This is a genomic window from Geodermatophilus sp. URMC 63, assembly GCF_053502565.1.
In genome coordinates this window covers 4514459-4532125 of sequence record NZ_CP199956.1, presented here as the reverse complement: position 1 = coordinate 4532125, position 17667 = coordinate 4514459, and the positions used below count along the sequence as shown (strand labels likewise).

Below are 17667 nucleotides of genomic sequence, written 5' to 3'. Positions count from 1 at the left end.
GGTGCTCGGCTCCGTTCATTGGTTGCAGCGGTAAGGGGACGGTCCCCGCCGAGCTCCGGGCTCCGGCCGTAGCTCACACCACCGAGGTGACGTCGCGTTGCTAGGAAACTGGGCGGCCGGGAGGACCGGCATGCTGGCGTAGATCATGCGCGCGGGCACACTGAGTGCATGAGTCCCGATCGACTGGGGTTGATTGCCACCGATCCGGCCGTGATGAGCGGCCAGGCGGTCATCGCTGGCACCCGCGTGCCGGTCAGCGTGGTGCTCGACTGCCTGGCCGCCGGGTTGAACACCGAACACATCGTCGCGGAGTATCCGACCCTGACCTCCGAAGGAGTGCAGGCGGCCGCCGCTTACGGGGCGCTGCTGGCTCGTGAGGAGCTGGTACCGCTGAGCCGCGAGTGAAGGTTAAGCTCGACGAGAACATGCCTCGCTCGGCCAGCCAGGTGCTCATCGCCGCCGGACACGATGTCGACACCGTCGTCGAGGAGAACCTCGCAGGCGCAACCGATCCTCAGGTCGTGGCCGCTGCGGCCACCGCAGGACGACTGTTGATCACGTTGGATCGTGGACTGGGCGACGTCCGGACCTACCCGCCGGGCAGCCACGCCGGGATCTTCGTGCTGCGACCAGCGGATCAGTCGGTCTTGACCGTGGTCCCGCGCTCGCCGAGGTGGTCCCCGGTCACGACCTGACCACGCTGACGGGCACGATCGCCATCGCGCAACGCGGCCTGTTGCGTATCCGCCGTCCCCAGTAGGGATGCAACTGCGCTCGCTCCGGGCCACGCGGCTCCTGTCCGGCGTCCACGATCACGTGGTGCCTCCGACCGGTCGGGCATCGCGGACTCGTCGTGATCCGTTGCCAGTGACACCTGCTCGGCAGGGTCATCTCCGCCGCCGCGCGATGTCACCCCTCACTGCGCATCCTCCTCTCGGCGGCGCTGCCGGACAGGCGGCGAGAACCGCTGCAGCTCCCCTCCCAGGAGCCACGGCCGCCGAGTCCACCGCCTCAACTCCCGGCATCCGCTGCTGACCACCGCCGGACCGTCGACCCGATCGGCTGCGTACCCGGCTCCTCGCCGGCGGACGTTCTCCGCTCCCGCCACAGCTGCCGAACCGGACAAGATCACGAGCCGACACACCTCATGCACTCGCGGTCCGTGGAACTCGTTGTGACGAGTAGGCGGGCAACGAGAGTGGATGCGTCAGGGCCTGGCGCGGGACGATCGCGCCGTGGCCAAGCGATCGGGCGAGGACCCGGACGTCCTGCACCGCAGAGCGCAGATCGCAATCTTGGCCGGGCTGGCGGGCGGGAACGAGGACGCCTTCGAGCTCATGCTGTCGGTCCGGCCGTGCGACGTCCGCGGCCACTTCACCCCGGACGTCGCGCTGCTGGAGGTGGCAGCGGGGGCGCTCGGGCTGGCCTGCCCGCCGGGGAGCGAGCGGCTGGAGTACGAGGGGTTGACGGATCGCTACCTGGGCGACCTGATGCTCGACGGCCGCACCGTGCGCCGCCGGACGCAGTACGCCATCTACGCGGCCGCGTGCATGCGTGGCGGACTGCATCCCGATCTGCTGATGGAGGCCGGCAGCTGGGAACCGCGGCTGTGGACGCACGCCGTCTCGGCGGTCCTCCTCTACTGCCGCGCCGCCGCAGAACGCCTCGGCCTGTCAGTACCGGCCATCGCCGTGCGGATCGCTGATCAGCTCGGCTTGGAGGTGCCCGCCGCGGAAGGGGTGTCGGAGTAGCTACTGGCGTGGATCACCACGGGCTGACAGCAGAAGCGCAGACCCCGACGGCTGCAGGACACGTCGAAGCTAACCGCTTTGCGGCTCGGCGACGCGCGCACCATCCTCATGGCCGCTGCGCGGCCTGCCACCAACGCCGGAAACACGTCGCAACGACTCCAAGGCTCCGGTATGCGCAGTGCCGTCCCTTCGCTCGCTCGCGCGTCGTAAACGCGCAGGTGCGGCGTGCAAGAGGTGTGATACCTCGTGATCTTGGTCATCTGCAGTAGCGATCGAGGGGCCGGTCGGCGCGGCGGTGCCAGGGCGAGAGGGGAGTCGTCGAGGTGTGGAAGAGCTCGGCTGAGGGCCCACTGGTGGCGCGAGTCGGAGGGCTCATGTCTTGCACGCGGTGGTCGCGTCGACGATCGGCCGCGTCCACCCTTGGGCCTGCGGCCGAGTGCGTGCGGCAGCACCACGACCAAGCCGACAGCGCATAGGGCGCTCAGTGGGCTCAGTGGGATGGCCGTGCTGGCTCCTGCTCCGACGGCGTGGTGGGAGCGCTCGTCCGCACCCCGTCGGGGTTCAACGTCGGCGGAGTCTCCGGACAGGCCCGGAGACGCATCGGAAGTAGTGACACGTTCGCTGCGCGGCGTGGACGCTGGCCCTCTCATCCCATGTCTCGGAGGAGCCCCGTGCCCGTGTCCGTTCCCCGTTTGGCCGCCGTGTTGGGGCTTGCTGTTGCGGTCGTGGTGGCCACCGTGCCGTCCGCGTCGGCCGCTCCCAGCCTCAACGGCCACACCTGTGCTGGCACCGTCGTCAGTTCGCTGGCTGGGCCCGGGTTCGGTTCGTCCGTCGCCGGCATCGCGGAGGCGCAGGCGTGGACAACCTCGGGCTGGCGAACTGTGGGCAGCTGCCGCGAAACAACCTCTGACGGACCACCGATACGACGAGGCTGACTACTCGCGCGTGCCGGCGGTCAACGGTCCGCCACTGGCCACGCCCTGGAGGCATGAGGTGTATGGCACTTGATTTTGTGACTCCTCCAGTCGCAGTGGCGCCGACCTGGCTCGGCGTCGTTCGGCGTCGAGCTGAGCGATTGTGTCCTGTCCGGGCCTGTGTTCAGCGCACCGACCTGGCCCTCGACGCCCTGGAGATGGGTCTCTGGACCCGCCGCCGCGCCGGCCGGGACGTGAGTGGCCTGGTCCATCACTCGGACAAGGGGTCGCAATACGTCGCCGTGCGCTACACCCAACGCCTTGCCGAGGCCGGCGCCGTCGCCTCGGTCGGTTCCACCGGCGACAGCTATGACAATGCGCTGGCCGAGGCGTTCAACTCGTTGTTCAAGGCCGAGCTGGTCCGCAACCGCGGTTCCTGGAAGGGCATCGACGACCTTGAGATCGCTGTCGCCGAGTACATCGACTGGTTCAACCACCGACGCCCGCACGGCGAGACCGGCCTCGTTCCACCAGCCGAGCACGAGGACAACTTCTATCGGCACAACACCGCGGCGACTACCGTCGCCGCGTCAGTTCCGAGCCTTCACTGAACCCGGGGCGGGACACCCACCCCGCAACCCGTGATCCAACACGCTTCCGGACTTGGACCTCACCCCATGCCCCACCTGCCCTCGCTCCCCGACGACGCCGTCCTGGCGGATGTGTTCCGGCGGTTCCCCGACCACGCGACACCATTGGCTGATTACGTGCAGCGGCTGATGCGTGGACCCTCGCCGCTGTCTGTGGCTCAGCGCGAACTCATCGGTGCCTACGTCTCGGGACTGAACGCCTCGGGGTATTGCCAAGGCGTGCACACCGCGATCGTGGCGTCCCAGGGAGTCGAGGAGCAGCTGGTCGCTGCGCTGGTCGACGATCTCGCCACTGCGCCGGTCGAGGAGCGGATGCGCCCCGTACTGGCCCTCGCGCGCACCCTGACCCTGACCCCGGCGAAGGCCGGTGACGCGGAGGTCGCGGCGGTCTACGCCGCGGGCTGGGATGAGCGGGCCTTGCACGATGCGGTGAGCGTCTGCGGACTGTTCAACATGATGAACCGGCTGGTGGAGGGCCTTGGCATCACTGCCACGCCGGAGCTGCACCGGGCGGCAGCGGAGCGGCTGACTCGTCCCGCCGGATACATGCTGACCTGACGGTGTCCACGCCGAGAACGCCGATCTCGCAGCCGGGTGCTCACGGGTGCTGGTGCTGTCACCATTCGGCGGCAGATCACGGACTCCGGTGGACTGGGGCGTGCATCTCGCAACACAGGTCGACGAACTACGCGCACGCGGCACCAGAGTCGGGACGATCTTCCCGTATGGCAATTCCAAGCACATGTTCGGCGCCAATGCGATGGATCTGTCGCCGCGTCCGCCCGCGGGGCGATAACCCGACCCTCCCTCCTCGGCTCGGGCCGAGCCTGCAGGTGTCCAGCTGACGGCGGTGGGTCCACGCCGACCGGGAGATCGTCGTCGATGTGCTCTGACGATCTAGAGCGCGGCACGTCGAGGTGTGCGATCCGCTGATCCAGGTGGCACGGTCCGGCGCTGACTGCTGGCGGGCCTGTCGCAGAACTGCTGGCTTGCCGCGTCAGGTCGGCTCGTCAGCCGGCGTCCGCGCCACGGAGCGGCTGCGCCACGACCCGGCGTCGGACCGGCACCGGGCATACGGTCCCGGTCACGTGCTGGTCGGGCGAACGGGTCGGCGCACGAGGGAGGCGAGATTCCAGCGCAGCGCTCCGGCGAGGTCACGGACGTGCTCGCCGAGCGTGAGGTCGCGCGGGGTCCGGGCCGCGGTGACGGCGGCGTCGAGGTCGTAATCGTGCTCCCTGAGCACCTCGGAGAAGTCGCGCTGCAGCGGCGCGGCGCACTGGTAGCCGAGGTCGCGGTAGAGGCGCGGGAACAGCGGCCGGAAGAGCCGGATCCGTTCGTGCAGCCCGCTGGAGTGCGACATCGGGTTCTTGTGCCGGGCGGCGACGTAGTCGGGGAGGAGATCGGCGAAGGCGTGCCGCACGATCCACTTCTCGTAGCCGTCGCGGTACTTGAGCTCCTGCGGGATCCGCATGGCGAGGTCGAGCATCGTCACGTCCAGGAACGGCACCCGCGCCTCGACCCGGTTGCCCATCGAGGTGCGATCGACGCGCTGCAACTCCGTACGGCTGAGGTGAGCGATCTTGTGCAGGAACAGCCGGCGCCGGTCGGCGTCACCGATCCGGCGGTACATCGTGTACCCACCGAACAGCTCGTCGGAGCCGTCGCCGGTGAGGACCACCTTCACGCCGGCGCGGTGGACGGCGGCGAACAGTCGCTGAGAGACGACGGCGTTGATGATGTCGCCGTACTCGGTGAGCTCGGAGACGCGCATCGCCTCGCGCACGTCGCGCAGGCCCAGCTCCCGCGGCCGGACGGGGACCACGACGTGCGGCACCCCGAGGTCGGCGGTGAGCCTTCGGGCGTAGGTCAGGTCCTCGCTGCCTTCCGCGCCCACGGTGAAGGCCACACAGTCGGGGTGCAGCTCGCGCACCAGCAGCAGGGTCAGCGAGCTGTCGAGACCGCCGGAGAGCACCACACCGACGCGCAGGTCGGTGTCCACCCGGATCCGGACCGCGTCGATCAGGGTCGCTCGGAGCGCCTCCGCCGCTGCGTCGACGTCGGTGAGCTCGGGCCGGCCCTCGCCCAGCCGGTAGAGGTCGATGTAGGGGTGCAGGGCCGGAGAGGCGTCGGGAGCAGCCCAGCCGCAGTGACCCGGAGGCACCTCGTGGACGGCCACACCGAGCGAGACCAGGGCCTTGACCTCGGACGCCACGTGCAGACGGCCGCCCGCCGTGGCCCAGTAGAGCGGCTTGACCCCGACCGGATCGCGAGCGAGGAACACCCGGCGAGTGGCCCGCTCGACGAGCGCGAAGGCGAACTCGCCACGCATCCGCAGCAGCGCGTCCTCACCCCAGGCCAGCACCGTCTCGAGTACCACCTCGGTGTCGCTCTGCGACCGGGTGCGCCGTCCCTCGGCGTGCAACTGGGGGCGCAGGTCGGCGTGGTTGAAGACCTCCCCGTTGAAGCAGAGCGCCCAGCGCCCGTCCTCGGACGTCCAGGGCTGGACGGCGTGCTGGCGGTCGACGATGCGCAGCCGGGCAGTGCCCAGCAGAGCGTCGTCCGCGCAGAGGACCTCATCGACCTCTCCGCGGGGGGAGATCGTGGACAGCATCGTGGTGAACAGCTCCTGCTCGTGGCCGGCGCCCGCCCCGAGTACCAGGGCGATCCCGCACATCAGCCGGTCACCGCCGTGCCGACGGCGAGCGGGGCCAGGTGCTCATACCTGCTGACCACTGTGGGGTTCAGGCACACGTGCCAGGCCTGGCCCTCGTCGATCACGTTCAGCACCCCCTCGTCCCGGTAGCCGGTCAGGAGATCCTCCAGGGCGGGAGCCACGCCGTGCCGGCGCAGCCAGGCCATCTCGATGTCAGCGGCGTAGCCGGTGCAGTGCGCACTCGGGAGCAGAGCCGAGTACCCCAGGTCGCGCAGCCGCTGCTGGACGGCGGCGCTGCGGACGATGCAGTTGACCCACAGGCCACCCTCCCAGGGCCCGGCGGTCTCGGTGAACCTGGTGGCGATCTCGTTCAGCAGTGCGATCATGGCCGGCCGGGCCACGGGGTAGCTCAACCCCGAGGACAGCGGCTCGCGCTCGGGAGCCCACCGGCGTAGTGCGTGGTTGCGGGCCCGCGCCGGCCACCCGGTGGCGCATACCCGGTAGCGGAACGAGAGCAGGCGCCGGCGACGCAAGGACGGCAGCCAAGTCAGCTCCGACGAGCCCAGGACGTCCTCATCGTCGGTGAAGGCCGGGACCGAGGACCACCACAGGACGTCTATCTGCTGCAGCAGATAGATCTTGAGCAGTGTCGCCGGTGTTCTCGCGTTGGACCGGGCACTGGCTCGGAAGGCGTCGACCTGGTGTGCGATCCGCGCGAGCACCTCCTCCGTGCCGCCCGGCACGAAGTCCAGGACGGCGCGCACCTCCGGGTACTCGGCGGCCCGGTCGAGGACGGGACCGGCTCCCCGCCCCTCGTCGACGGTCCCGTGCCGGAGACGCTGCACGACGTCGTCGACGACGCAGCGGTAGGCGGCCAGGTCCGCCGGCGAGGGAGGACGGGGCATGGCGGCTTGCCGGGGTCCATCGGCCACGGATGTGACGGCGCCCACCGGTGATCTGCGTTCCTGGTGGATCCGTCGGCTCAGGTCGGCTCGGCGGACACGGCGGAACTCCACCCCGGGACTGTACGAACGTGACGCGGTGTCGAACAGGCATCGACGGACCTGCAACACGAGGGGGCGTCGAGCCGTTGCACACGGTGACCGGGGAGACCACCGGGTCGACCCTGCCCTCCGGAACCGCCGAGATCGACGCATGGAAGGATGATCCGAGCAGGCGGACCACCTGCTCGGACCGAGACCTCGGACGTCAGGTCAGGCCTGACCCGGCGGAAGTACTTCCATCACCGTTGTGATGGGGTTGTTCGGGTCGTCGATGACGATCTCGATCGTATGCGTGCCGGGCGTCAGCGGATGCAGCAGAGCGACCCAGCCGTGGGCGGCGAACTGCCCCTCCCTGTCCGGGGAACCGAACACGTTGTCCTCAGGCAGCGTGAGTGGCGTGACGTCCGTGGTGACCTCCGTCAGCGACACCGGCTGGCCGTCGAGGGTCACCGTCGGCGCTTCGGGAGCGTCGTTTGCGCGGGCGCATGCCTGCAGGTCAGTCTCGGGGGGAGCCTCCCAGGGGGTGCTGCACTCGACGGTGAAGCCTGCCACCAACAGCCGGGTGCCGGGCTTCACCGTGCACGATTCGACTCCCGTCGGGCCCAACGGGGCGACGATGTTGGCGCCGAGATCCCAGCAGGCGTCGGCGTCCGGGTTGCTGAAGGGATTCTCATTGCTCGGCGTTTGGAGCACCGTCGTCCACAGCTCCGCCAAGTCATCGGCGAGCATGTCGGGCGGTACCGCATTCGCTGTCTGCGTTGTCCCGGCGAAGGTGGCCGCCGCAATGAGGGCGACTGCTGCCGAACGGATCACCTTGCGGACATTCATCATATCCATATCCGTGGAACCTTCGCTTCAAGGCGGGTTTGGAGCACCACGGAACTCATGCTGTGGCGCGCAATCCGCTGTCAAACGGGCGGCTGACGATCCCCGGGGGCTGCGTGTCTACCACAGAGCGGGAGCATGGAATAGATGCTCGCGTCTCGCCATGTCGATCGGCTCTCCAGGCGTCACTGAATGGGCCGCTCAGGTGGTCGCCTTGCCGGGCAATGGCGATCACGTCGCGCCGGAACTCCTTGAGGAACAGCTTGGGCACGGCGTTGATCCTCACCGCGAGGCCGCAGCCTCACGGGCAAGGAGCCAACCTGACGGGGGCTGTCCCATGCGCTGACGGCCGGCACCTTCCTGAGCCCGTCCGCAGGCGCAGGCCCCAGCGACGGCCGGCACCTACACTCCCTGCCGGAGCGGCAGAGCGGCGCCTGATAGACCCACGCGCGGCGCAATGGAGCGCCGCGAGGAGGTGCGTCTCGATGGGAAATCCCGACACCCATCCGACAAAGTCCCCGGTCAACCTCCTGACCGCCGTTCGTGAGTGGCTCTGGCGGCACAGCAGCCAGCCCAACGGCGACCCGTGGGACGGCGATCCCCGAGCACCTCGACCGGGCTCAGCGCCTTCTCAGCGAGCTTGCCGAGTGGCTCCTGGCCACCGCCCACCCACCAGCGCCGCGGAACAGGCTGCCGGACGCACCCGAAACCGCCGCGACGTCGCCTCCCCGACTACAGAGCTCCCAGTGAGCCACCGCCACCGGGAGCGAGGGAGACGGCCGTCGACGGCGCCCAGCCACACCTCGACGCCCGCATCGACTGCCTAGCAGCCGCCCTCACGCACGCCGAGCTCATCAGATGGCGCTACTCCACGTGTACCGGAGCCGGGCTGGGCGACCGGAAACCGGACGTCATCTGACGGTCGTGCAACCGGCCGCGGCGGCACGGCTCAGGGTCCGCTGGGGGTTCGACGGCGGCCGGCACCGCGTGCCAGGCACCGACCCATCTCGTGAAGCAGACAGAGGATGCTGATGGTGGTGGACCGGCACGACGCTGAGGACCCCTCCCGCCCACCGGCCGGCGGCGCGCTGATCGCCTTCTACTGCCCCGTGTGCGGCTCCCTCCGACCCGCCCAGAACCGCCAGCCGGCGCCCGCTCCGACGTGTGCCGGCTCGAAGGCCGGAACCGGCGAACAGCATGAGCCGACACACATGAGGACCTCGCTTCGCTGCTGAGCTCTTTGCTCATCTTGTCGCGCTTGGGGCAGCCTCGACGAGCACGTGTGCCGAAGCGCAGAATGGGGGAGCGATAAATCCCGGGGATGCGGTATGCGTAAGGACTGGAGAAGACTGATCCTCACCGGTGTCAGCGGGGCTGGCACCCGATGAACGATTCACTCAGCGGCCGGTCAGTCGCTTTGATCGTAGTTGCGCATTGGAAGGAAACCCCACGTGCGAGATTCCGAGAGTTTGCATACTTTACATGAGTCCCCTGGTGGCACTTCGGGGTCACCCCAGTGGACGCTCGGCGGCCCTAAGGTGCAGATCGTGATGAGCGTTCACAGAAGCGATGAGGGCCCGCAGTTCTCGTGGGCGATGGAGAGCGGGGGCGTTGCAGCGCTCCACGAGACCAAGGAGGGCAGCGGAAGCGTGGCTGGTCCTTGTCTCGCCTCGTGAGCAAGCCGGCCAGGCCTGCGGGGTGGCCTGGGTGTCAGCAGGTGGGTGCACTCAGTTCGCCACTGGGGGAGATGTCGACGCCGCAGGCACCGAAGTCGGTGCGGGACAGGTCCCGCACCACGCTCAGGGCTTGCTGGCCGGGATCGATCTGCGCGAGTCCCGGGTCGACCATCACGGTGCCGACCAGTCGGCCGGAGTTCCAGGTTCCATCGGCGGCCAGCCGTAGCGTGAGGATTGCGCCGACGCCCGCCGGGCCGTCGTTGGACAGGGTGCGGTAGCCGGTGAAGTTGCCCAGGCTGTAGGCGATCAACCGGCCGCGGTACCACTCCATGCCCCGCAGCACGTGCGGACCGGCGCCCAGGACCGCGTCCGCGCCGGCGTCAATCACCGCACGGGAGAAGGCCATGGCGTCCCCTCGGCTCTCGCCGAGGAAGATCTCCGGGCCCGGGCGGACGTGGGACTGGTCGGGGCCCTCCGCGCCGGCGTGGATGGTCGCCAGGACCACATCGGCCTGATCGGCGGCCTGACCGACGAGCCGCTGCGCAGCCGGGATGTCGAGCAGGCTCTGCGCCCAGCCATAGGGTGCAAAACCGAGGATCGCCACCCGCAGAGACCCGACGCTCTGCAGGGTCACCTGCCCGGGCATGCCCGTGTACTGCAGACCTGCCGCCGTCAGCGCGGCCTGCGAGTCACGCAGGCCCGCGTCGCCGAAGTCGTGGGAGTGGTTGTTGGCCAGGTTGATGACGGTGAACCCCGCCTCGCGCAGCCGTTGGGCATACGACGGTGGTGTCCGGAAGGCGAAGCAGCCGCTGCTGGTCGCGCCGCACTTGGTCGACGTCGCGATGTCGGTGAGGGCCTGGTCCAGGTTGGCCAGCACGACGTCGCCGGTGAGCTCCTCAGCGACGGCGTCGAACACGTGGCGGCCATCGTCGGGAGGCAGTTCCGGCGTCGCCCCCATGATGACGTCGCCCACCGCACTGACCTCCACACTCGTGAGCGCGGACTGATCCCCAGACTCTCTCGCCTCCGCGGGAGGCGTCGCCTGGTCGGCGGACGCGCCGCCCGAGGTGTTGGACGCCGGCCCCTGGCCCGCGGACGGTTCGACAGGGCCACCGGGTGAGCACGCGGTTATCATCACGGTGAGGACCACGATCAACAGCGGCCGGAGCAATTTCGCCGAGGCCGACCGCGCCCCATGTGGCGGCAGGCGGCGGGCCGCCTCCGTCGCCGAGTCCGCGTGTTCCGGTGGACATCCTGCCCCGCGCATGCTCGGAATGGTTAAGCAGGTCGGCGCTCGGATGGGCCGGGTCGGCGTGCTCAGCAGCGCGAGGACGTCCTGTCTGCGTGGCGGGCACGGCCTGCTGCCGAATCCTCACGCGAGCAGAGCTGTGCGGGCGCCTCAGCTGAGCGCAGATGAGAGCGCGCCTGCGCCGAACGCCCCGGCACAGCACTGCTCAGCTCGCCTTTTAACTCAGGCGGCGATCTTTGGACGGCGCGTTGGCGGGGTGCTGGTCCTCGTCGGCTGCCTTTGGGTCTGCCGGGTGAGCAGCCGCAGGGTTTCGGTGGCTGGCCGGGGTGCCCAGGAGCGGCAGCAGCCGAGGAAAGCGCGGCGGATGCGGGTTGGGGTCTGCCGGGCGGTTGGTAGCCGGCGTTCCCAGGGCAGCCGCGCGTCGGCGGTGATCGGGCGGGCCAACCGCAGCTGGGTGTAGGCGGCGAGCACCAGCCAGGTCCAGCGGTCAGCCTGCTCGGGGGTGCGGACCCGCGGGTGACGTCCCGCTGAGTGGTGGATGTAGTCCTCACCGTGTCGGTCAGCGGTGTGGTGACTATGACGCGATCAGGGCCGGCTGCGCCACCTCCCTGGCCGGGTTCAGCTGGGCCATGGAGCCTTCGGAGAAGTAGCGGCGGTCGGAGACCTGCCATTCATCGTGCGCCTCGACCAGCACCGCACCGGCGAGGCGGAGCAGGGCCTCGGGATTGGGGAAGACCCCGACGACGTCGGTGCGGCGCTTGATCTCCTTGTTCAGCCGCTCCAGCGGATTGGTCGACCAGACCTTCTTCCAGTGCGCGACCGGGAACGCCGTGAAGGCGAGCAGGTCCTCGGCGGCCTCGCGGAGCATGGCTTCGACCTGCGGGAACTGGCGGCTCAGCATGCCGGCGATGACGTCGAGCTGGGAGCGCACGTGCTCGGCGTCGGGCTGGGGGCGTGTCAGACCGTCTGTGTAAGTGCGTGACCTGAACCGGAGCCGCATGGGCGGCTTGGAGAGGACACGCGATGACCGATGCAGTCGAGACTGAGTCGGTGGGCAAGCGCCGGCGACCGGAGCGAGGGCTGGTCGATGAGCAGCTGGCCGAGCACCTGGTCGCGCAGGCCCAGGAACAGGGCGTGGAGCTGCTGGTTGAGGGCGGGCTGCTGCAGCAGATGACCAAGGCGGTGCTGGAGCGGGCGCTGGCTGAGGAGCTGACCGACCATCTGGGCTATGAGGCTGGCGATCCGGCCGGTCGGGGCAGCGGCAACTCTCGCAACGGGTCCACGCCCAAGCGGCTGCTCACCGAGGCCGGGCACGTGGACCTGCAGGTGCCCCGGGATCGGGCCAGCACCGTCGACCCGCAGATCGTGCCCAAGGGCGCCCGCCGCCGCGACGGCATTGACGCGCTGGTGATCAGCCTCTACGCCCGCGGCATGACGGTGCGCGACATCCAGGCCCATCTGGCCGAGATCTACGACGTGACCGTCAGCCCGGACCTGATCTCCACGATCACCGACTCGGTGCTCGAGGAGGTCGCCGAGTGGCAATCCCGACCGCTGGACCGGGTCTGGCCGGTGATCTTCCTGGACGCGGTGGTCTGCAAGGTCAGAGACAACGGCACGGTGCGCAACAAGGCCGCGCATCTGGCCGTCGGGGTCGACCCCGACGGCAAGAAGGAGGTCCTGGGCATGTGGGTGGAGGCAGTCGAGGGCGCCAAATTCTGGCTGCGGGTGATGAACGAGCTTCGCGCCCGCGGCGTGGAGGACGTCCTCATCGTCGTCTGCGACGGACTCACCGGGTTGCCCGAGGCGGTCACCGCCGTCTGGCCGGACACGATCGTGCAGACCTGCATCGTGCACCTGACGCGCGCCAGCCTGCGCTGGGTTAACTACAAAGACCGCAAGCGCGTCGCCGCCCAACTGCGGTGCATCTACGCCGCCCCGACCGAGGCCGCCGCCCGCGAGGCGCTGGATGCCTGGACCGACTCCGAGGTCGGCCGGCAGTACCCGGCGATCAAGCGGCAGTGAGAGGCCGCCTGGGAGCCACAAAGCCGCTGACAGGCCCAAGATCGTGCGGATCGCCGCAGCGACCATCTCGGCGTTGCCCTTCGGAACGCGGGCCAGCACGTTGCGCATGAAGTGCACCCGGCAGCGCTGCCAGCTGGCGCCGAGCAGCACCGCGGCGATCGCCGCCTTCAGCCCGGTGTGCGCGTCGGAGATGACCAACTGCGTGCCGGCCAGCCCGCGGGCCTTCAGGGTGCGCAGAAACGCCGTCCAGAAGGCGCCGTCCTCGGAGTCGCCGACGGCGAAGCCGAGCACCTCCCGGACGCCGTCGGCAGCGACCCCGGTGGCGATGACCACGGGCCTGGGAGACCACCCGCCGGTTGACCCGGGCCTTGCAGTAGGTGGCGTCCAGGAACACGTAGGGGAACGCCTGCTCGGCCAGGCTCCGGTCGCGGAACGCGGCCACCTCGGCGTCGAGGTCGGCGCAGATTCGACTGACCTCGGACTTGGAGATCCCCGAATCGGCACCGAGGGCCTTGACCAGGTCGTCGACCTTCCGCGTGCTCACACCATGCAGGTAGGCCTCCATGACCACCGCGAACAGTGCCTGATCGATCCGCCGTCGGCGTTCCAGCAGCGAGGGGAAGAACGACCCGGCGCGCAGCTTGGGGATCCGCAGCTCCAGCTCACCGGCCGTGGTGGCCAAGATGCGTGGCCGGGAGCCGTTGCGCTGGGCGGTCCGGGCATCGGTGCGCTCATGCGGCGCCGCCCCGATCACCGCGGTGACAGCGGTAATCACGCTACTTGTCGGATCGGGTAGCCGGCGTGAGCGAACCAGCCGGCGGCGTCGGCGGCGGTGACCGCCGCCAGTGCGGCGGCGATCGCCGCGTCGAGGAGGGCCGCCCGGGTACGAGCGGCGGCCGCCCGAATGAAGGTCTTGAGTTTGCTGAAGGCCTCCTCGACCGGGGACAGGTCGGGTGAGTAGGCCGGCAGGAACACCAGCGGACAGCCGGCCGCCTCGACCAGCGCGCGGATCCGGTGGGGCTTGTGCGCGCCGACGTTGTCCACCACCACGACCTGCCCGGGGCGCAGCGCGGGCAGCAGGAAGTGTTCGAGATAGGTGGCGAACACCGCGGTGTCGGTGCCGCCTTCCACGGTCATCGCCGGGGCCATGCCGGTCAGGCTCAGCCCGGTCAGCAGCGTGGTCACCGGACCGCGGTTGCGCGGCACCGCACCCCGCGCCCGCTGCCCGCGGGGTGCGCGGGCGCGGCGGCGAGTCATCGAGGTGTGCGTGCCGCACTCATCGACGAACACCAGCCGGGCCGCGTCGGCCCGGGCCCATGTCGGTGCGCCACTGGGCGCGCGCGGTCTCATCGCGCTCGGTGGCGCTCAGGCTTTCCCCTTCAGCGGCCGGCCCGGCCGCCGCCGGCGGCCGCGCGCGGTCACCGCCTGCGCCGGGTCATCAGCGGGCAGGGTGGCAATCGCCCGCGACATCGTCGCCAGCGACACCTCACCGCCGACCTCGGCGGTGAAGGCGGCGGCATGCTCGGCCAGGGTGGCATCTGCGGCCTGCTGCAGCCGGGCCGGCAGCCAGGCCTGCACACGGTCCCTCTTCTCCGGCACCGACCCGTGCCGCTGCACGGTCGGCGCCAGGCTGCCGGTGGTGCGTCGGCGGGCCACATACCGCTCCACCGTCCGCACCGACACATCGAACCGGGCCGCCGCCTCCCCGGGTCTCATCCCCGCATCGACCGCGGCCACCACTCGCTCACGCAGATCCATCGAGTACGCCCGCATGCATCAGGCTTACTCCGACAAACAAGCCGCACACCGCTGTCAGACCGCGGCGATCTTGTTCCGGGTCTCGGCCCCCCGGCGACAGCCGACCCGGAGCTCTGTGCCGGCGGTGTCGTCTCGGCCGGGCCGCCCCTCCATGCCTCGGTGCGCCACGGCGGACGCGGTGATGGTGCGGTGACGGTGCGGTGACGCCCGATCCAAAGACTGCATGGACCCGCCCGGAGGAGACGGTCTCCGTCGGAGTCAAGGACTGAACTGGAGCAGCCGTGAAAGCGAGTACTGGCACACAGCCGACGAGCGTTCCAGGTGGGGTCTCACTCGACGGGCAGCCCGGCAGGGGACCAGACACGGGGGCGGACCCGGACACGTCAGCGGTTTCCGCATTATCCGCGCGCCGGTCGTACTGGCGCACGAACGGCTGGCGCAACGGCTCCGAACTCTGGGCAGCCACCCACTTGAAGCTCATGTGGACGCTGCTGCGATGGCTGCCCGGCGTCCGGTCGGCGACAAACCGGACGCTCATCAACCGGTTGATCTACAAGATGGACACACGGCCGAACATCCTGAGCACGAAGACCCCGTACACGTCGTGGGAGTCGCTCACCGACCGCACGTACAGCGCCCGGCACCTGCCGCCGGACACCCGGCTGCAACACCGGCTGCCGTCGGAGGCATCGGTCGCGGAGCTGTTCTGCAGGAAGGAGCCGCGGGTCTCGGCGAAGTCGACCCTGTTGTTCTCCCACTTCGCGCAGTGGTTCGTCGACGGCTTCCTCCGCACGGACCCCAACGACGTGACGCGCAACACCTCCACCCACGACATCGACTTGAGTCAGCTCTACGGCCAGACCGAGGACGTGACCGACCTGCTGCGGACCCACTGCTGCGGCCGGCTCAAGAGCCAGCAGATCGACGGCGGCGAGTTCCCGCCCTACTACTTCGACCGGGACGGACAGGTGAAGCCGGAGTTCAGGGGCCTCCCGCTCAGCTACCCCGGCGTTGACCGGAAGGCCGTCGAGCTGGGGGAGCTGAGCGCACCCCAGAAGCGGAGCCTGTTCGCCCTGGGCATCCCCAGAGGCAACATCCACTACGGCTTCGCGATGCTCAGCACGCTGTTCCTCCGCGAGCACAACCGCCTCGCCGACCTCATCTCGGCCGAGCACCCCGACTGGGACGACGAGCGCGTCTTCCAGACGGCCCGCAACACACTGATCGTCATCCTGCTCAAGATCGTGGTCGAGGACTACATCAACCACATCACGCCGTTCCACTTCAAGCTGTTCGTGGAGCCAGGGATCGGCGTCCGGGAGAAGTGGTACCGGCAGAACTGGATGTCCATCGAGTTCGACCTGCTCTATCGCTGGCACCCCCTCGTCCCCACCGAACTGGACGTCGGCGGGGAGCGACGCGACGCCGAGAAGGTCCTGTGGCAGACCGACGTCGTCCCACGGAAGGGGCTCGCCGCGCTCTTCGACGAGGCGTCCCATCAGCCGAGCACCGAGATCGGGATCCGGAACACGGCGGAGTTCCTGCGGAAGGTCGAGGAGCGCACGATCGCCATCGGCCGGACGGCGGCACTGGCCAGCTTCAACGACTACCGCCGTGCCTGCGGCTACCCGCGGCTGCGGTCCTTCCGCGACTTCTCCACCGACCCCGAGGTGGGCCGGGCGCTGGCGGAGAAGTACCGGTCGGTGGACGACGTCGAGCTGTACGTCGGCCTCTTCGCCGAGGACGTCCGGCCGAACTCCGCGCTGCCCACGGTGATGGGCACGATGGTGGCGGTGGACGCCTTCTCCCAGGCGCTCACCAACCCGCTGCTCGCCAAGAGTGTCTACAACGCCTCGACCTTCTCCAAGGCCGGGATGCGCGCGATCGAACGGACCAGTCGCCTGCAGGACCTCGTCGACCGGAACACCCCCGGCGAGGCCACCGAGCCGCTGGTCACGTTCACCCGCACCGGCTCGGCGGCGGCACGGTGACCCCCGTGACCACGACGCAACCCACGACGCAGCCCTACGTGCGCTACCGGGCGGACCTGGAGCAGCCGTTCCCGGACGAGGACGAACTCGTCCGCCGGATCGGCAGGGCGATGGAGCGCGCCAACCGCCAGGTCGCCGCCAAGCGCAGGCACGGCCTGCGCGACGCGCACGCCAAGAGCCACGGCGTCCTCGCCGGCGAACTGCGCGTCGAACCGGACCTGCCGGCACACCTCGCCCAGGGCCTGTTCGCAGCCCCTCGCAGCTATCCGGTCATCGTGCGCTTCTCCACCTTGCCCGGTGACCTCCGCTCCGACCAGGTGCCCGGCCCACGCGGGATGGCCATCAAGGTGATCGGGGTGGACGGTCCCCGGGTCCTCGACGACGGCGCCACCACGCAGGACCTCCTGCTGGTCAACCACCCGACCCTGCCCTTCGGCACGGTCGGCGAGTACGCCAAGCTGCAGAAGCAGCTCGAGCGGGAGCCCCGCGAGAGCGATCTGCGGCAACGGTCCGTCAGGTTCCTCGCCCGCATGGCCGCCCGGGTGTCCGCCCCCCTCCGGCTCCCGCTGCCGTGGTTCGTCGAGGCGCTGACCACGCCGAACCACCACATCCTCGGGGAGACGTTCCACTCGATGGCGGCCCTGCGCTACGGCGACCACGTCGCCAAGATCTCGGCCGCTCCGCTGTCCGAGGACGTGCGGGCGCTCACCGGCAGGCGCGTGGGCAGGCGCGCCGGGGACTCCGCGCTGCGCGACCTGGTCGCGGACTTCTTCGCCTGCCACAGCGTGGAGTACGAGGTCCGCGCACAGCTGTGCGTCGACGTCGGCCGGATGCCGATCGAGGACGTCTCGAAGCTCTGGCCCGAGGAGTTGTCCCCGCACCAGCGGGTCGCGGTCCTGCACCTGCCGGCGCAGGACCCGTACAGCGACGCCCGTCGCCGCTACGCCGACGATGTCCTGTCGTTCAACCCGTGGCACGCTCTGGAGGCCCACCGCCCCCTGGGCTCGATCATGCGCTCCCGGCGCGTGCTGTACGCGCGCTCCAGCGACTTCCGGCACACGGTGAACGGGGTCCGGGAGCGGGAGCCGTCGAGCATCGGGGAGCTCCCGGCCTGACGCCGATCGGCCCACTGCGCGCGGTGCGCCGCACGCCGGGGCGGGTCTGCCCTGCG

At 69.8% G+C, this 17667-nt stretch carries 15 protein-coding genes and 2 pseudogenes; 8 read left to right on the top strand and 9 right to left on the bottom strand.

Annotation, left to right across the window (positions count from 1 at the left end; genetic code table 11):
- Positions 1–168: 168 nt before the first annotated feature.
- The 5 genes from ACWIZO_RS22045 to ACWIZO_RS22025 all read left to right on the top strand — a co-directional run bounded on the left by ACWIZO_RS22045 (position 169) and on the right by ACWIZO_RS22025 (position 3873).
- A complete protein-coding gene (locus ACWIZO_RS22045) occupies positions 169–405 on the top strand; it encodes a DUF433 domain-containing protein (RefSeq protein WP_448639748.1) in 237 nt (78 codons plus the stop codon).
- Positions 402–695: a DUF5615 family PIN-like protein gene (locus tag ACWIZO_RS22040; protein WP_448639747.1), complete on the top strand. Its 294-nt coding sequence runs from the start codon at positions 402–404 to the stop codon at positions 693–695. Before ACWIZO_RS22045 ends, ACWIZO_RS22040 begins: the two co-directional genes overlap by 4 nt.
- Positions 696–1235: 540 nt before the next feature.
- Complete coding sequence (locus ACWIZO_RS22035; RefSeq protein WP_448639746.1) at positions 1236–1751, top strand: hypothetical protein; 516 nt, start codon at positions 1236–1238, stop codon at positions 1749–1751.
- 1030 nt (positions 1752–2781) lie between these two features.
- The gene (locus ACWIZO_RS22030; protein WP_448639745.1) at positions 2782–3276 is read left to right on the top strand and encodes an integrase core domain-containing protein; all 495 of its coding nucleotides are present in this window, start codon (positions 2782–2784) and stop codon (positions 3274–3276) included.
- Between the two features lie 66 nt (positions 3277–3342).
- Positions 3343–3873 (top strand): carboxymuconolactone decarboxylase family protein, encoded by a 531-nt coding sequence (locus tag ACWIZO_RS22025; RefSeq protein WP_448639744.1) that lies wholly within the window; start codon positions 3343–3345, stop codon positions 3871–3873.
- Between the two features lie 526 nt (positions 3874–4399).
- On the opposite strand, the gene ACWIZO_RS22020 is transcribed toward ACWIZO_RS22025, so the two are convergent.
- The 6 genes and pseudogenes from ACWIZO_RS22020 to ACWIZO_RS21995 form a co-directional block, all read right to left on the bottom strand.
- On the bottom strand, positions 4400–5989 hold the full coding sequence (locus ACWIZO_RS22020) for an asparagine synthetase B family protein (RefSeq protein WP_448639743.1): 1590 nt from the start codon (positions 5987–5989) through the stop codon (positions 4400–4402).
- On the bottom strand, positions 5989–6873 hold the full coding sequence (locus ACWIZO_RS22015; protein WP_448639742.1) for a hypothetical protein: 885 nt from the start codon (positions 6871–6873) through the stop codon (positions 5989–5991). The genes ACWIZO_RS22020 and ACWIZO_RS22015 overlap by 1 nt, the downstream gene beginning before the upstream one ends.
- A gap of 309 nt (positions 6874–7182) precedes the next feature.
- On the bottom strand, positions 7183–7809 hold the full coding sequence (locus tag ACWIZO_RS22010; protein ID WP_448639741.1) for a hypothetical protein: 627 nt from the start codon (positions 7807–7809) through the stop codon (positions 7183–7185).
- A gap of 46 nt (positions 7810–7855) precedes the next feature.
- The gene (locus tag ACWIZO_RS22005; RefSeq protein ID WP_448639740.1) at positions 7856–8068 is read right to left on the bottom strand and encodes a hypothetical protein; all 213 of its coding nucleotides are present in this window, start codon (positions 8066–8068) and stop codon (positions 7856–7858) included.
- A gap of 1439 nt (positions 8069–9507) precedes the next feature.
- A complete protein-coding gene (locus tag ACWIZO_RS22000) occupies positions 9508–10446 on the bottom strand; it encodes a CapA family protein (RefSeq protein WP_448639739.1) in 939 nt (312 codons plus the stop codon).
- A gap of 850 nt (positions 10447–11296) precedes the next feature.
- A pseudogene (locus ACWIZO_RS21995) lies at positions 11297–11671 on the bottom strand (transposase); the annotation flags it as partial.
- A gap of 74 nt (positions 11672–11745) precedes the next feature.
- On the opposite strand from ACWIZO_RS21995, the gene ACWIZO_RS21990 reads away from it, so the two are divergent.
- Entirely contained in the window at positions 11746–12747 is a 1002-nt protein-coding gene (locus ACWIZO_RS21990) for an IS256 family transposase (RefSeq protein WP_448639738.1), read from the top strand.
- Positions 12748–12786: 39 nt separating this feature from the next.
- Here ACWIZO_RS21990 and ACWIZO_RS21985 read toward each other — a convergent pair.
- The 3 genes and pseudogenes from ACWIZO_RS21985 to ACWIZO_RS21975 form a co-directional block, all read right to left on the bottom strand.
- A pseudogene (locus ACWIZO_RS21985) lies at positions 12787–13498 on the bottom strand (IS256 family transposase); the annotation flags it as partial.
- A gap of 20 nt (positions 13499–13518) precedes the next feature.
- Positions 13519–14097, bottom strand: a complete 579-nt coding sequence (locus ACWIZO_RS21980; protein ID WP_448639737.1) for an IS630 family transposase — start codon at positions 14095–14097, stop codon at positions 13519–13521.
- A gap of 15 nt (positions 14098–14112) precedes the next feature.
- Positions 14113–14505 carry a helix-turn-helix domain-containing protein gene (locus ACWIZO_RS21975; RefSeq protein ID WP_448642990.1) on the bottom strand — a complete coding sequence of 131 codons (393 nt, stop codon included), beginning with the start codon at positions 14503–14505 and terminating at the stop codon, positions 14113–14115.
- A gap of 479 nt (positions 14506–14984) precedes the next feature.
- Between ACWIZO_RS21975 and ACWIZO_RS21970 the strand changes: the two genes are divergently transcribed.
- Positions 14985–16496 (top strand): peroxidase family protein, encoded by a 1512-nt coding sequence (locus tag ACWIZO_RS21970; protein ID WP_448639736.1) that lies wholly within the window; start codon positions 14985–14987, stop codon positions 16494–16496.
- Positions 16497–16501: 5 nt separating this feature from the next.
- Positions 16502–17611 carry a catalase family protein gene (locus ACWIZO_RS21965; protein ID WP_448639735.1) on the top strand — a complete coding sequence of 370 codons (1110 nt, stop codon included), beginning with the start codon at positions 16502–16504 and terminating at the stop codon, positions 17609–17611.
- Positions 17612–17667 lie beyond the last annotated feature (56 nt).

Coding starts and splice junctions, on each gene's coding strand:
- ACWIZO_RS22045 (WP_448639748.1), top strand. CDS start 169: ATGAGTCCCGATCGACTGGGGTTGATTGCCACCGATCCGGCCGTGATG.
- ACWIZO_RS22025 (WP_448639744.1), top strand. CDS start 3,343: ATGCCCCACCTGCCCTCGCTCCCCGACGACGCCGTCCTGGCGGATGTG.
- ACWIZO_RS22020 (WP_448639743.1), bottom strand. CDS start 5,989: ATGTGCGGGATCGCCCTGGTACTCGGGGCGGGCGCCGGCCACGAGCAG.
- ACWIZO_RS22015 (WP_448639742.1), bottom strand. CDS start 6,873: ATGCCCCGTCCTCCCTCGCCGGCGGACCTGGCCGCCTACCGCTGCGTC.
- ACWIZO_RS22010 (WP_448639741.1), bottom strand. CDS start 7,809: ATGGATATGATGAATGTCCGCAAGGTGATCCGTTCGGCAGCAGTCGCC.
- ACWIZO_RS21990 (WP_448639738.1), top strand. CDS start 11,746: ATGACCGATGCAGTCGAGACTGAGTCGGTGGGCAAGCGCCGGCGACCG.
- ACWIZO_RS21980 (WP_448639737.1), bottom strand. CDS start 14,097: ATGAGACCGCGCGCGCCCAGTGGCGCACCGACATGGGCCCGGGCCGAC.
- ACWIZO_RS21975 (WP_448642990.1), bottom strand. CDS start 14,505: ATGGATCTGCGTGAGCGAGTGGTGGCCGCGGTCGATGCGGGGATGAGA.
- ACWIZO_RS21970 (WP_448639736.1), top strand. CDS start 14,985: ATGTGGACGCTGCTGCGATGGCTGCCCGGCGTCCGGTCGGCGACAAAC.